At 70.8% G+C, this 14278-nt stretch carries 9 protein-coding genes; 2 read left to right on the forward strand and 7 right to left on the reverse strand.

From position 1 onward, the window contains the following. Positions 1–67: 67 nt before the first annotated feature. The 6 genes from BN940_RS14695 to apbC all read right to left on the reverse strand — a co-directional run bounded on the left by BN940_RS14695 (position 68) and on the right by apbC (position 11141). Positions 68–1471 (reverse strand): BaiN/RdsA family NAD(P)/FAD-dependent oxidoreductase, encoded by a 1404-nt coding sequence (locus BN940_RS14695; protein ID WP_043684193.1) that lies wholly within the window; start codon positions 1469–1471, stop codon positions 68–70. 60 nt (positions 1472–1531) lie between these two features. Then, the gene (locus tag BN940_RS14700; RefSeq protein WP_043684195.1) at positions 1532–3796 is read right to left on the reverse strand and encodes an arginine/lysine/ornithine decarboxylase; all 2265 of its coding nucleotides are present in this window, start codon (positions 3794–3796) and stop codon (positions 1532–1534) included. A 5-nt stretch (positions 3797–3801) separates the two neighbouring features. Then, positions 3802–4365, reverse strand: coding sequence for a dCTP deaminase (dcd, locus tag BN940_RS14705; RefSeq protein ID WP_043684197.1), 564 nt, complete (start codon positions 4363–4365; stop codon positions 3802–3804). 79 nt (positions 4366–4444) lie between these two features. Continuing rightward, on the reverse strand, positions 4445–8140 hold the full coding sequence (locus BN940_RS19965; RefSeq protein ID WP_052355916.1) for a translocation/assembly module TamB domain-containing protein: 3696 nt from the start codon (positions 8138–8140) through the stop codon (positions 4445–4447). Beyond that, positions 8137–10056: an autotransporter assembly complex protein TamA gene (locus BN940_RS14715; RefSeq protein ID WP_043684199.1), complete on the reverse strand. Its 1920-nt coding sequence runs from the start codon at positions 10054–10056 to the stop codon at positions 8137–8139. Before BN940_RS14715 ends, BN940_RS19965 begins: the two co-directional genes overlap by 4 nt. Continuing rightward, entirely contained in the window at positions 10056–11141 is a 1086-nt protein-coding gene (apbC, locus tag BN940_RS14720) for an iron-sulfur cluster carrier protein ApbC (RefSeq protein WP_043684201.1), read from the reverse strand. Before apbC ends, BN940_RS14715 begins: the two co-directional genes overlap by 1 nt. Positions 11142–11328: 187 nt before the next feature. Here apbC and BN940_RS14725 point away from each other — a divergent pair, with 187 nt between their 5' ends. Further along, the gene (locus tag BN940_RS14725; protein WP_043684203.1) at positions 11329–11607 is read left to right on the forward strand and encodes a hypothetical protein; all 279 of its coding nucleotides are present in this window, start codon (positions 11329–11331) and stop codon (positions 11605–11607) included. 202 nt (positions 11608–11809) lie between these two features. Here the strand turns inward: BN940_RS14725 and BN940_RS19285 are convergent, their stop codons facing one another. Further along, positions 11810–11947, reverse strand: a complete 138-nt coding sequence (locus tag BN940_RS19285) for a hypothetical protein (RefSeq protein ID WP_158386311.1) — start codon at positions 11945–11947, stop codon at positions 11810–11812. Between the two features lie 242 nt (positions 11948–12189). On the opposite strand from BN940_RS19285, the gene metG reads away from it, so the two are divergent. Continuing rightward, positions 12190–14259 carry a methionine--tRNA ligase gene (gene metG / locus BN940_RS14730; RefSeq protein ID WP_043684205.1) on the forward strand — a complete coding sequence of 690 codons (2070 nt, stop codon included), beginning with the start codon at positions 12190–12192 and terminating at the stop codon, positions 14257–14259. The last annotated feature ends 19 nt before the right edge of the window (positions 14260–14278 follow it).

The raw sequence follows: 14278 nt of genomic DNA on the forward strand, positions 1-14278 counted from the left end.
CCGATCCGTCCGGCCGCGCCCCGCCTCGGACCGTCCAGCATTGCGGCGGCCCCGCCGGGCGCCCCGCTCAGCCCGCCGCCAGCGCGCGCCCGCAGGCCACGCCCGAGGACCAGGCCCACTGGAAGTTGTAGCCACCCAGCCAGCCGGTGACGTCCACCGCCTCGCCCACCACGTGCAGGCCGGGACAGCGGCGCGCTTCCAGGCTGCGCTGGTCGAGCTCATCGGTGTCCACGCCGCCGCTCATGACTTCGGCCTTCTTGTAGCCGGCGGTGCCGGTGGGCCACAGCGTCCAGCCGTGGATGCGCTCGCCCAGGACGCGCAGGCGGCGGTCGGGCGCGTCGGCCAGACGCAGGCCGCCCAGGCCCGCCAGATCGTCCGCGCCCGTCCCGCCGCCCGGCCCCGCCCCATCGCCCGCGGCCGACCTCCCGTCCATGCCCGCCCCGCCCCCGGCGCCCGCCCCATCGCCCGCCGCGCCGGCGGCGCCCAGCCAGGCCTCGGCCAGCCGGCGGGGCCAGGCCTGCGCCAGCGCGGCGGCCACGGTCTGGCGGCCGCCGGCCTTGGCCGCCACCAGGACGGCGCCCATGTCCCGCCCCGGGGCCAGGTCGATGCGGATCGGGTCGCCCGGGCGCCAGTAGCTGGAAATCTGCAGGATGCCCGGCCCCGACAGGCCGCGATGGGTGAACAGCAGGTCCTCCAGGAACTCGGCGCGCGCCGGTCGGCGGGACCGTTTCCCCCGGCCCGACGACGCGGCCGTCCCCGCGGCGCCGGCCGGACCGGCGTCCCGCGCACCGCCTTCGGCCGCGGCGGCCTCGTGCGACAGGCGCACTTCCAGCGACACGCCGGCCAGGGCCGCATAGGGCCGCCAGCGGTCCGCGTCGAAGGTCAGCGGCACCAGCGCCGGGCGCGGCTCGACGATGCGCAGGCCGAACTGGCGCGCGATGCGCAAGCTGAAGTCGGTGGCGCCCAGCTGCGGGACCGCCATGCCGCCGGTCGCCAGCACCAGCCGGGCGGCCCGGATCGGCCCCGCGTCGGTGTCCAGCCGGAAGCCGTCCGCTTCCCGGCCCACGGCCCGCACCGCGCAGGGCATGCGCCACTGCACCCCGCCCGCCTCGCACTCGCGGCGCAGGACCTGGATGATGGACTCGCTGGAATCGTCGCAGAACAGCTGGCCCCGGTGCTTTTCATGCCAGGACACGCGATGGGCGCGCAGCAGGTCGAGAAAGTCGGCCGGCCCGTAGGCCCGCAGGGCCGACCGGCAGAAATCGGGGTTGCGCGACAGGAACTGCGCCGGGCTGGCGCCCAGGTTGGTGAAATTGCAGCGCCCGCCCCCGGAGATGCGGATCTTTTCCGCCAGCCGCCCGGCATGGTCGATCAGCACCACCCGCAGGCCGCGCTGCGCGGCCACGGCGGCGGCCATCATGCCGGCCGCGCCGGCGCCCACGATGGCCGCATCGAAACGGCCGCGGCTCACGCGGCCACCCCGCCGGTCACGACGGCACCCGCCTCACGCGCGGATCGGAGCGGCGGCGCATCAGGCGCCTTCGCGGATGCAGTCCACGTAGTAGTGCCGCCGGCCCTGCTCGTCGGTCTCGTACGCCAGCCCGTGGACGTCGGTCTCGAAGCCGGGGAACTGCTGGTTGAATTCCTGGGTGAACTTCAGGTAATCGACGATGTCGCGGTTGAAGCGCTCGCCCGGGATCAGCAGCGGGATGCCCGGCGGATAGGGCGTCAGCAGCACGCCGGTGACGCGGCCTTCGAGCCGGTCGACCGGCACGCGCTCGACCTCGCGGTGGGCCATGCGCGCGTAGGCGTCGGCCGGGCGCATGGCCGGCACCATGTCGCTGAGATACACCCGCGTGGTCAGGCGCGCGAAATCGTAGTGGCGGTAGGCCTCGTGGATCTTCTGGCACAGGTCGCGCAGGCCCATGCGCTCGTAGTGCTTGTGGGCGCGGCTGAACTCGGGCAGCACGCGCCACAGGGGCTGGTTGCGGTCGTAGTCGTCCTTGAACTGCTGCAGGGCGGTCAGCAGGGTGTTCCAGCGGCCCTTGGTGATGCCGATGGTGAACAGGATGAAGAAGGAGTACAGGCCGGTCTTTTCCACCACCACGCCGTGCTCGACCAGGTAGCGCGAGACCAGCGCCGCCGGGATCCCGGAATCGGCGAAGGTGCCCGAGATGTCCAGCCCCGGCGTCACCACCGTGGCCTTGATCGGGTCGAGCATGTTGAAGCCTTCGGCCAGGTCGCCGAAGCCGTGCCATTCGTCGCCCGAGCCCAGCACCCAGTCCTCGCGGTTGCCGATGCCCTCGGGCACCAGGCGGTTGGGGCCCCAGACCTTGAACCACCAGTCGTTCTTGCCGAACTCGGACTCGACCTTGCGCATGGCGCGGCGGAAATCCAGGGCCTCGCGGATGGATTCCTCGACCAGGGCCGTGCCGCCGGGCGGTTCCATCATGGCCGCCGCCACGTCGCAGGACGCGATGATGGCGTACTGCGGCGAGGTCGAGGTGTGCATCAGGAACGCCTCGTTGAAGATGTTGCGGTCGAGCTGGCGCGACTCGCAGTCCTGCACCACGATCTGCGAGGCCTGCGACAGGCCGGCCAGCAGCTTGTGCGTGGAGTGCGTCGCGTAGATCATCGTGTCCTTGCTGCGCGGCCGGTTCGGACCGATGGCGTGCATGTCCTCGTAGAACTCATGGAAGGCCGCGTGCGGCAGCCAGGCCTCGTCGAAATGCAGGGTGTCGATTTCCGAACCGAGCTTTTCCTTGATCATCTCGACGTTGTAGATCACGCCGTCGTAGGTGCTCTGGGTCAGCGTCAGGATGCGCGGGCGCTTGTTGGCGGCCTCGCGCGCGAAGGGGTTGGCCTCGATCTTCCGGCGGATGCTCTCGGGGTCGAATTCCTCCAGCGGGATCGGGCCGATGATGCCCAGGTGGTTGCGCGTGGGGCGCAGGAACACCGGGATGGCGCCGGTCATGGTGATGGCGTGCAGGATCGACTTGTGGCAGTTGCGGTCCACCACCACCACGTCGCCCGCGGCCACGTTGGCGTGCCAGACGATCTTGTTGGACGTGGAGGTGCCGTTGGTGACGAAGAAGCAGTGGTCGGCGTGGAAGATGCGCGCCGCGTTGCGCTCGGACTCGGCCACCGGGCCGGTGTGGTCCAGCAGCTGGCCCAGTTCGTCCACCGCGTTGCAGACGTCGGCGCGCAGCATGTTCTCGCCGAAGAACTGGTGGAACATCTGGCCCACGGGACTCTTCAGGAAGGCCACCCCGCCCGAGTGCCCCGGGCAGTGCCAGGAATAGGAGCCGTCGGAGGCGTATTCCAGCAGCTCGCGGAAGAACGGCGGCGGCAGGCTGTCCAGGTAGGCGCGCGCCTCGCGGATGATGTGGCGCGCGACGAACTCCGGCGTGTCCTCGAACATGTGGATGAAGCCGTGCAGCTCGCGCAGGATGTCGTTGGGGATGTGCTGCGAGGTGCGCGTCTCGCCGTACAGGTAGATGGGGATGTCCTCGTTGCGGAAGCGCAGCTCGCCGATGAAGGCGCGCAGGTTCTTGATCGCGTTGGCGACGTCTTCCGGGGAATCCTCGTCGAACTCCTCGTCGTCGATCGACAGGATGAAGGCGCTGGCGCGGCTTTGCTGCTGCGCGAAGGAGCTGAGGTCGCCGTAGCTGGTGACCCCCAGGACCTCGACGCCCTCGGCCTCGATGGCCGCCGCCAGGGCGCGGATGCCGAAGCCTGAGGCGTTCTCGGAACGGTAGTCTTCGTCGATGATGACGATGGGGAAGCGGAATTTCATGGCAGCTAGGTGCGCGGCAGCGTGACCCCCTGCTGGCCCTGGTACTTGCCGCCCCGGTCGGCGTACGAGGTCTCGCAGACCTCGTCGCTTTCAAAGAACAGCATCTGGGCACAGCCCTCGCCCGCGTAGATCTTCGCCGGCAGGGGGGTGGTGTTGGAGAATTCCAGCGTCACGTGGCCTTCCCATTCGGGTTCCAGCGGCGTGACGTTGACGATGATGCCGCAGCGGGCATAGGTGCTCTTGCCCAGGCACACGGTCAGCACGGAGCGCGGGATGCGGAAGTATTCGACCGTGCGGGCCAGGGCGAAGGAGTTGGGCGGGATGATGCAGACGTCGCCCTCGAAGTCCACGAAGGACTTCTCGTCGAAGGCCTTGGGGTCGACGATGGTGGAGTTGATGTTGGTGAAGATCTTGAATTCATTGGCGCAGCGCACGTCGTAGCCGTAGCTGCTGGTGCCGTAGCTGACGATCCGCTGGCCGTCGACCGAGCGCACCTGGCCGGGCTCGAAAGGTTCGATCATGCCGGCCTGCGCGGCGCGCCGGATCCAGCGGTCGTTCTTGATGCTCATGGGCGCCCTCTGTTCAAAGTTGCGGTATTTTAAGGCACATCCACAGCACGCGGCGCGCCCGGCGCGCCTGCTGCGCCGATCAGTCCATCGAGAACCAGCGGTAGACCAGCGCCAGGCCGCTGACGGTGCCGGTGGTGACCTCGGCCTGCAGGTTGCGCATCAGCCGGTAGCTCAGCCGCGCCACGGTGCCGGTCTGCGCCAGAGCCTGCTCCAGGCTCAGCCGCAGGTCCTCGGTGAGGTTCTTGCCGGCCAGGACGAAACGCTGCTCGATGGGGCTGGCGCCCGCGTCCAGGCCGCTCACCACGCTCTCGACCGGCAGGACGCTGCCGGTGCTGCCCAGCTCGCCCGAACGCATGCTCAGTTCGTCCAGGCCGAAGCGCTTGTAGAACGGCTCGCCGCCCGACAGGAAGGAGCTGCCCACGGAGAACAGCAGCGACATGTCCGCGCCGCCCTGGTCCGGACCGTGGCCCAGCAGCAGCCAGGACAGTTTCTCGGTCTCGCTGACCTCGGGGCGCGACATCAGGTCGATGCGCGGGCGCCGGGCGGTGCCGGCCACCCGGACCCCGGCCTGCACCGCCACGTCGGTGCGCAGGGCCTGGATGTCGAGCACGGGGTTGGCCACGTCGCCCTGGAAGGTGATGGTGCCGCGCCGCAGCTGCAGGTGCTGGCCGTAGGTGTTGATGGCGCCGCCGCGGGTGCGCAGCTGGCCCAGCGCGGTCAGCTTGCCTTCGCTCAGGTGCAGGTCCATGCTGCCGATCAGGCCCGAATCGAGGCCGAAGCCGGTCAGGTAGAAGCGCGGCCCCAGGTCCACGGTCAGGTCGGCCCGCAGGTCCAGCGGCGGCGAGGCGTCCAGGCACGGCACGGTGCGCGCCGCGTCGTCCGCGCGCCGCGCAGCGGGGCGCGCGGCGCGCGCGGCCGCGGCCGCCGGCGGGGCGGCCGTCGGGGCGGCGGGCGGCGGATCGGCCGGGCAGTCCAGCATGGCCGCCGTCTCGCCCGGCTTGAGGATCACCACGTCGCCGTCCAGCGACGGGATGGCGTTGAGCATGTCCAGGTCGAACCAGCCGGCGTCGGCCGTGATCTTGCCGCCGATGCGGATTTCCGGCAGGGTCGCCCGGATCTGGAGGCTGCCGCTGATCATGGCGTAGCGGTCGGCGCGCTGCAGGATCGGATAGCGCCGGAAGGCGACGTCCGCCTCGCCCTGGCGCTCGATCAGGTCCCAGGCGCCCGTGAGGTTCAGGTCGCCGCCCTGGGCGTCCGGATTCTCGGCGATCCAGGTGGCGGTGCGCCATTCCTTGGGGACGACCCGGCGCACCGCCGGGAAGCGCAGCTGGTCCAGCAGCACCCGGGTGCCGTCGAAATGCGCCCGCAGGGTGCCGTCCAGCAGCCGCACGCCCTGGTCGGCGATCAGCAGGCGCAGGTCGTCGCCGCGCAGCGGGCCGGACAGCGTCCAGCTGCCGTCCGGGCGGCTGCGGCCCTGGATGTCGGCGTGCAGGGTGCCGCCGACTTCCATTTCCCCGCCCAGCAGCAGGTTCACCCAGGCCAGGTCCTCGGAACGGGCCTCGAAGCGCAGGTGGCGCTCGTCCTGCGGCCGCAGGGCCAGGCCGCCGCCCGGGGTCGCGTGGACCGGCGTGTCGGCGCGCAGGCGCATGCTGCCCATTTCGCGCGTGCGCACCCGCAGGTCGGCATCGGCGCGGCTCAGGCCGGGGCCGAGCCGGCGGATGGCGAGGTCGAGGCGGGCGTCCTCCAGCCCCAGTTCGATGGGCACGTCGCCGGGCACGGTCAGGTCGCCGCCCTGGCGGGCCAGGTGGATCTCGCCGCTCAGGGCGTCGTCGAATTTCAGGTTCCAGTCCAGGCTCGCGTCCAGGCGGCTGCGCCGCGCCTGCTCGGACAGCTGCGTGCGCACCCCGCCCTGCCGCGCGGCGGCGCGGCCCAGCCAGGCCTGCAGCCGGGTGATGCGCTCCGGCGTGATGGTCAGGGGATCGATGCGGCCGCGCGTCTCCCAATGGCCCTGCCCGCCCGCCGAGGCCTGGTGGCGCAGGCTGAGCAGGGATTCGCCGTCCAGCGCCAGCCCGAGGACGGCCTGGCCGACCTGCCAGCCGCCGGCGGCATCGAGCGCCAGCGGCACCGCCGCCTGGCTGTTCAGGGCCAGGCCGGCGTGCTCGGCCCGCAGGGCGGTGAGCTGGCCGCGCCAGCCCTGCGCCTGCGTCCAGCCGCCGCCAAAGGCCAGCGCCAGGCTCATGGGCGCCCGGCCGGGGACGCCGTCGCGGGCGTCGGCCGGCACATAGCGGGCCTGCAGCCGCCCCCGGTGGTCGGCCAGCGGGCCGGAGACGTCGAGATCCAGTTCCGCGCCGCCCGGCAGGCCGGGCCACAGCGCCGCCAGGGCCGGCAGCCGGGCCTGCAGCGCGAGCCGGCTGGCGTCCGCCGCCGCATCGCCCCCGGCGCGGATGCGGTCCGGCCCCAGCGCCAGGTCCACGTCCAGGCCCGCGGCCCGCAGGCCGAGGAGATCGGCCGGCGCCGCCGCGCGCGCATCGAACAGCGCGCCATCCGCCCGCGACAGCCGTTCCAGCCGGATCCTGCCCGACAGGGGCTGGCCGTTCCACTGGCTGGGGCCGTCGAAGGCCAGGTCCAGGCCCAGGTCCTGCAGCCGCTGGCCGGCGTCCAGGCGCGCCCGCAGCTCGCCCTTCAGGTTGAGCAGCGCCGGCCCCAGGCCCGGCGGCAGCCAGGGGCCCGGGCGCAGCTCGCGCACCGACCACTGCGCGCGGATCGGCCGCAGGCCGTCCGCCCCGCGCGCCTGCGGGGAGACGTCGAGCGTCACGCGGGTGCCGCCCGGCAGGCGCAGATCGGCCTGCGCCTCGCCCAGCGGGAAGGACTGGTTGGGCCGGATCTCGGCCCGGGCCCGCAGTTCCAGGCCCTCGCCGCGTCCGCTGGCCTGCAGGTGCAGCGCCTGCAGGGTGCCGGCCAGGCGCAGGTCCAGCTCGATCCTGCATTCGTCCTCGGGCGGTTCGGCTGCGGTAGTGTGCGCGCCGGAGGGGTCCTCCCCGGGATGCCCGGCGCCGGACGATTCGCGGGCGCCGCCCCGGGCCGCCAGCAGCCGCCGCAGGCAGACCGGCGACTGCGCGCTGCGGTCCTGGGCGGAGCCGTGCAGGTTGAGCTCGAAGGGCCAGGGCGCCGCCAGCCCGCGCAGGGCCAGGCTGCCGTCGAGCTGCAGCAGCGTGTCCTCGTGCGCGGCCTGCAGGTGGTCCAGCGTCACGGTCGCGGTATGGGCATCCAGCGTCAGGGCGGTCGATACGGACAGCAGATCGACGGGCAGCGGCTCGCCGTCGATGCGCAGGCCCAGCCCGCCCAGCGCCAGCCGGTCCACCCGCAGGCCCAGCGGCAGCGCCGGCATGCGGAAGGGCTCGTCGGCGGCGGGCGCGGCGGCCGGCCCGGTGCGCAGGTCCACGTCCACGCGCGCGGCCGACAGGTCGTTGACGTGCAGGCGGCGATCCAGCAGTTCCGGCCAGAGCGCCTTGAGATGCAGTCCCACCACGCGCACGTCCACGTCCGGCAGGGCGATCGCCAGGCCCTCGACGTACAGCCCCCGGGCCAGCGTGCCGCGCACGCCATGGGCCTCGCCGCCCAGCTGGCTGGCCGCCGTGCGCAGCAGCCAGCGGGTGCCCGCCGGGCTGGCGACGCACCAGGCGGCGAAGGCCATGGCCAGCAGCAGCGCCAGCACGATGGGCGGCAGCCCCCACAGTCCGAAGGCCCGCAGGCCGCGCCAGATGCGGGTCTTCAAAACGCGATCCCCAGGGAGAACTGCAGGCGCAGGCGGCGGTCCTTCTGCGCCCAGGCCAGGTCCACGAAGAACGGCCCGGCCGGGGTGCGCACCGCCAGGCCGGCCCCGTAGCCCAGATGCCAGTCGAACTGGCCGAAGGACTCGGCCGCGTCGCCGGCGTCGACGAACAGGCTGGCGCCCAGGATGTCGGTGAAATAATGCGTGTATTCGACGCTGGCCACGCCCAGCACGGGCGCGCCCATGATGGCGTCGCCGCGCTCCAGGCCGATGCTCTGGTAGCGGTAGCCGCGGATGCTGCGCGATCCGCCGGTGCGCCAGGAGAAGTCCTGCGGCAGGCGGTCGGTGCGTGACCAAACCTTGCCGATCTCGCCGCGCACGGTCAGCACGTCGCGCTCGCCGACCGGCCACCACCGCTGGGCGCGCAGGCTGCTGCGATAGAAGGCCTTGCCGTCGTCCAGGGTCGTGCCCAGGCCCAGGCCGAATTCCACCAGATTGCCTTCGCGCGGGTTGTATTTCGAGTCCACGTCGCGGCGCAGCCATTGCCAGGTGGCCGCCCAGCTGGGGACCTCGTAGCGCGAGTCGCCGGAAATGCGGGTCTTGTCGTAGGCCACCAGCGCCCCCCAGCGGACCTCGTATTCGACGCGGCTGTCGCCGGCCGCCTTGCGCGTCTGGCTGCGCTTCCAGCCCAGGCCGGTGCGGCTGGTTTCCAGGCCCTCGACGTCCGAGTGGTCGTACAGCAGGCCGAAGCTGTCTTCCCTGCCGTCCATGTCGGGCGGCAGGTGCACGTCGAAGAAGGCGCGCTGCCGCTTGGTGTCCACCCCGGCGCCGGTCTCGATCCAGACCGGCAGGCCGTAGACCACGTTCTGGCGGTACAGGCCTTCCACCCGCACGCCGTGGTCGCTGTCCACGCCCAGCGAGCCGCTGGCGTAGCGGGCGGGACCTTCGGTCACCTGGACGCGCACGGGCAGGGTGACGGGATCGTCGCCCGCGGGTCGCACGCGCGTCGCGGCGGCACCCGCCCCTGCGCCGGTTCCCGCGGCCGTCTCCGGCTCCGTGCCTGTCTTCGCCTCCGTGCCCGCCGCGTCCGCATCGCCGGGCGTATCCGCCGCCGGCGCCGTCCCGTCGGCCAGGGTGACGAAGGCGCCGCGGAAGAAGGTGGTGGACTGCAGCGCCTGCTGCCAGTCCTCCAGGCGCGTCTGGTCGTAGGGCTCGCCCGGCTCGTAGCGCACGTAGCGCCGGATCAGGGATTCGGGCACCCGCTTCAGGCCGATGATCTGCAGCTCGCCCAGCCGCACCGGCGGCCCGCTGTCGAGCGCGACGTCCAGGTCGGCCTTGGCGGCCTCGGGCTCGACGGCCGCCCGGGTCTGCGCGTAGCGGGCGTAATAGAATTCCTGGCGCGAGACCGCGTCCAGCAGCTCGGTCTTGGCCCGGCTCCAGTCGTCGTTGATGAAGGGCATGCCCGGCTTGAGCAGCCAGCTGTCGCGCAAGGACTGGCGCCGGCCCGCGTAGGCCTCGCCGGCGAGCGCACCGTCGAAGCGCAGGCCCAGCTGGCGCACCCGCGCGCGCTCGCCGGTGTCGATGGTGATGTCCCAGAATTCGCCGCCGTTCGCCGCGCCGGGCGACACGTCCAGCGTGACGGTCGCGTCGAAATAGCCCTGGGTCCGCAGGGCGGCCTGCGCCGCCTCCCAGGCCCGCCGGCGCAGGCGCGAGACCTCGCGCACGTCCTGGTCCTCGGTCAGGCGCGTGATGGCGCCGACCGCATCGGTAATGGCCTGTAACACCTTGGGCGGAGCGCCGCCCGGATCGATGATCACTTCCGGGGGCGCGGCCAGCGCCGGGGCGCAGACCGCGAGCCCCAGGCCGAGCAGGGCCCGGCGCACCTGGAGGATCGTGCGTTCAAACTCCCCGACGGGCATCAGCTCGTGCGCGCCACGACCCTGGGTCGTGAGCCGGAGTCGTCCAGCGGCTGGCCGGCCACGTGGATGGCGAGCTGGCGGGCGATGTCCTGGTAGCGGCGCGCGGCCTCGCCGTGGGGCGAGGCGACGACGCTGGGCCGGCCGGAGTCGGTTTCCTGACGGATGTCGAGCTGCAGCGGCAGCGAGCCCAGCCAGGGCAGGTGATAGGTCGCAGCCAGCTGGCGGCCGCCGTCCTGGCCGAAGATCGGCTCGGCGTGCCCGCAGTTGGAGCAGACGTGTATGGACATGTTTTCGACGATCCCCAGCACCGGGACATCCACCTTCTGGAACATGATCAGGCCCTTGCGGGCGTCGGCCAGGGCCAGGTCCTGGGGGGTGGTGACGATGATCGCCCCCGTGAGCGGGACCTTCTGCGCCATGGTAAGCGCAATATCGCCCGTTCCCGGAGGCATGTCCACGATCAGGTAATCCAGATCGTTCCAATTCGTAAGCGAGAGCAGCTGGGTGAGGGCCTGCGTCACCATGGGGCCGCGCCAGATCGCCGGGCCGTCGTCGTCCATCAGGAAACCGATGGAATTGGCCTGCAGGCCATGGCCGATCATGGGTTCCATGCTCTTGCCGTCCACGCTCTTCGGCTTGCCCGACAGGCCCAGCATGATGGGCACGCTGGGGCCGTAGATGTCGGCGTCCAGCAGGCCGACGCGGGCGCCCTGGCTGTGCAGCGCCAGCGCCAGGTTGACGGCCGTGGTGCTCTTGCCCACCCCGCCCTTGCCGGAGGCCACGGCGATGATGTTGCGCACCTTGTCGAGGGTGCGCAGCCCGCGCTGCACCGCGTGGGCGACGATGCGCGACTGGAATTCGAGCCTGCCCAGGCGCACGCCGGCCGCGTCCAGCGCGCCACGGATGGCGGCCGCCAGAGCCTGCTCGCCATTGAACAAGGGATAGCCCAGGGTTACAGTGATGTCGAAGGCATCGCCCGCGGGGGCGATCTGCAGTTCGGGCTCGGTCACCGCCAGCGTTTTCCGGGTATCGGGGTTGATGACCCTGGACAGGATCGAGCGGATGTCCTGTATCGTGGTAGCCATGATGAGAGATCGGGGTGAAGACAGTCGAAACCACAAGCATAGCGGATTCCCCTGGAAATCCGGCGATTGACCCCAATATGGATGTGATGGACGCGCCTCCCGGATCCGGCCGGCTGCCGCTTTCCCCTTCCTTGCGCCGCCCCGCGCCGCGCACGCAACTTTCTCCGGCCACAGGAGTCCAAGCCTCATGAACCTGATCCAGCAAACCCTGCGCGCCGTCCTGTTCCTGATCCTCGCCTTCTTCGGCCTGGTGATGGCCTTCATCTTCATGGCCTCGACCGCCCTGGCGATCGGCGTGCTGTACATCGTCGCCCGGCTGCAAGGCCGGCCCTTCGGCGTGAAAGCCTACTGGGCGGAACGCCGCCGCCCCTCCATGGCGCCGCGCGGTGGCGCTTGGTCCCGGACCGCCGGCCAGCCTGCGCGGGAGCGGGATGTGACGGACATCGAGATGCGGGAGATTCCTTGATCCGCAGGTTTCTCTCTCGTCATTGCCACTTTCGGCGCTGCGTTTGGAAGCCGAGTTTAGACGCTGAAACGAACGATCGCTATCGTGATCAAAACGGTGGTCAAAACGGCCCCTTCAGGGTGCTTCTGAAGGGGCCGTCGCATTGAATCCAAGCGTGGGGCGGTGCCGCCAAAACGCGCCCACCGCCAAGTCGGCGGGATGCTTACTTGCCGGAACCCTGCTCTTTCTGTTCTTGTTGAGTCTCGCCGGATTCGGAGTCTTGATCGGATATCTTTGGGGCCTTCCAGTTCAGCGGCGGCGCGACGATATCCTTCCAGGCGACACGTTTAGGTGTGGTCATGGTTTCCTCCCAAAGCAACGTGGCAGCACACTGTGCGCCGCCACTATTGCTGTATAAAATATCAGTATTATTATGTTATGTCAAATCGACGTGGATGAGGGCAGATCTAGTCGCGTGTGATCAGCATCGCCAGGCGAGGTGCGCCATCCATGTCACACCCATCTCCATGGGTGGCAGGACCTCATGACGAGCATCACGGACTGATAGAATCAATCCTTTGCCTTTTCCCCTCTCCCCGCCCCATGCCGCGCACGATCTTCGTCACCACCGCCCTGCCCTACGCCAACGGTTCCTTCCACATCGGCCACATCATGGAATACATCCAGGCCGACACCTGGGTGCGCGCCATGCGCATGGCGGGCCACACCGTGCATTTCGTGGGGGCGGACGACGCCCACGGCGCGCCCATCATGCTCAAGGCCCAGGCCGAAGGCATCACGCCCCAGGCGCTGGTGGGCCGCTACGCCGCCGAGCGGCCGAAGTACCTGGACGGCTTCCACATCCGCTTCGACCACTGGCACAGCACCGATTCGCCGGAAAACATCGAGCTGTCTCAGGACATCTACCGCGCGCTGAAGGCCGCCGGCTTCATCGACAGCCGCGAGATCGAGCAGTTCTACGACCCGGTCAAGGGCATGTTCCTGCCCGACCGCTACATCAAGGGCGAATGCCCGCGCTGCCACGCCAAGGACCAGTACGGCGATTCCTGTGAATCCTGCGGCGCCGTCTACAGCCCGACCGAGCTGATCGAGCCCTATTCCACCCTGACCAAGGCGCGGCCGGTGCTGCGCAGTTCCGAACACTTCTTCTTCCGCCTGTCGGACCCGCGCTGCGTGGCCTTCCTGCAGGAATGGACCACGGGGACGCGCGCCGACGGCACCGCCCGGCTGCAGTCCGAAGTCCTCGCCAAGACGCGCGAATGGCTGGGCACGGCCGAGGGCGCCGAGGCGAACCTCGCCGACTGGGACATCTCCCGCGACGAGCCCTACTTCGGCATTCCCATCCCCGACGCGCCGGGCAAGTATTTCTATGTCTGGCTGGACGCCCCGGTCGGCTACCTGGCCTCGCTGAAGGCCTACTGCCGCAAGAACGGCCTGGACTTCGACGCCCTCCTGGCGCCGGACGGCGACACCGAGCAGGTGCACTTCATCGGCAAGGACATCGTCTATTTCCACGCCCTGTTCTGGCCCGCGATGCTGAAGTTCTCCGGCCGCAAGGTCCCCGACCTGCTGCACGTGCACGGCTTCATCACCGTCAGCGGGGAAAAGATGTCCAAGAGCCGCGGCACGGGGATTTCCCCGCTGCGCTACCTGGACATCGGCATGGACGCCGAATGGCTGCGCTACTACATCGCCGCCAAGCTCAACGCCCACGTCGAGGACCTGGACTTCAACCCGGACGACTTCGTCGCCCGCGTCAACAGCGACCTGATCGGCAAGTACGTCAACATCGCCAGCCGGGCGGCCACCTTCATCACCCGCCATTTCGACGGCGCCCTGGCCTATGCAGGCGACACCGAGGCCCTGCGTGCCGAACTGCGCGACTGCGCCGGACAGGTGCGGGCCGACTTCGAGGCGCGCGAATACGGCCGCGCCATCCGCCGGATCATGGCGCAGGCCGACAAGATCAACCAGGCCTTCGACGCGGCCCAGCCCTGGGTGCTGGCCAAGGGCATCGCCCAGGCAGAACCCGCACAGAAGGCCGCGCTGCAGGACATCTGCTCGCGCGCCCTGGCCGGCTTCCAGGCCCTGTCGGTAATGCTGACGCCGGTGCTGCCGGCGCTCACCGAACGCGTCGCCCGCGAACTGTTCGGCCGCGACCGGACCTACGCCTGGGCCGACGCCGGCGAGCTGCCCGCGCGCATCGCCGCCTTCAAGCACCTGATGCAGCGCGTCGATCCGGCCCTGCTCGACGCCCTGTTCGAGCCGCCCCAGGCCCCGGCCGCCGTGCCGGGCGGCGAGCCCATCGCCGATCCCATCGACATCAAGGACTTCGGCCGCATCGACCTGCGCATCGCGCGCATCGTCGAATGCGCGGAAGTCGAGGGCTCGGACAAGCTGCTGCGCCTGTCATTGGACGTGGGCGAAGGCCGCCTGCGGCAGGTGTTCTCCGGCATCAAGTCGGCCTACAGGCCCGAGGACCTGGCCGGCAAGCTGACCGTGCTGGTGGCCAACCTCGCGCCGCGCAAGATGCGCTTCGGCGTGTCCGAGGGCATGGTGCTGGCGGCCAGCCACGCCGACGAGGGCGTGGACGCCGGCATCTACGTGCTGGAGCCCTGGGAAGGCGCCCAGCCGGGCATGCGCATCCGCTGAGCGGGGAGCGGGGGCCCGG

This window comes from Castellaniella defragrans 65Phen, from assembly GCF_000612685.1.
Classification (GTDB): Bacteria; Pseudomonadota; Gammaproteobacteria; order Burkholderiales; family Burkholderiaceae_B; genus Castellaniella; species Castellaniella defragrans.

Bases quoted from the DNA above. Each gene is read 5' to 3' on its own strand.
- BN940_RS14715 (WP_043684199.1), bottom strand. From the start codon at position 10,056: ATGCCCGTCGGGGAGTTTGAACGCACGATCCTCCAGGTGCGCCGGGCC.
- BN940_RS14700 (WP_043684195.1), bottom strand. From the start codon at position 3,796: ATGAAATTCCGCTTCCCCATCGTCATCATCGACGAAGACTACCGTTCC.
- dcd (WP_043684197.1), bottom strand. From the start codon at position 4,365: ATGAGCATCAAGAACGACCGCTGGATCCGGCGCGCCGCGCAGGCCGGC.
- metG (WP_043684205.1), top strand. From the start codon at position 12,190: ATGCCGCGCACGATCTTCGTCACCACCGCCCTGCCCTACGCCAACGGT.
- apbC (WP_043684201.1), bottom strand. From the start codon at position 11,141: ATGGCTACCACGATACAGGACATCCGCTCGATCCTGTCCAGGGTCATC.
- BN940_RS19285 (WP_158386311.1), bottom strand. From the start codon at position 11,947: ATGACCACACCTAAACGTGTCGCCTGGAAGGATATCGTCGCGCCGCCG.
- BN940_RS14725 (WP_043684203.1), top strand. From the start codon at position 11,329: ATGAACCTGATCCAGCAAACCCTGCGCGCCGTCCTGTTCCTGATCCTC.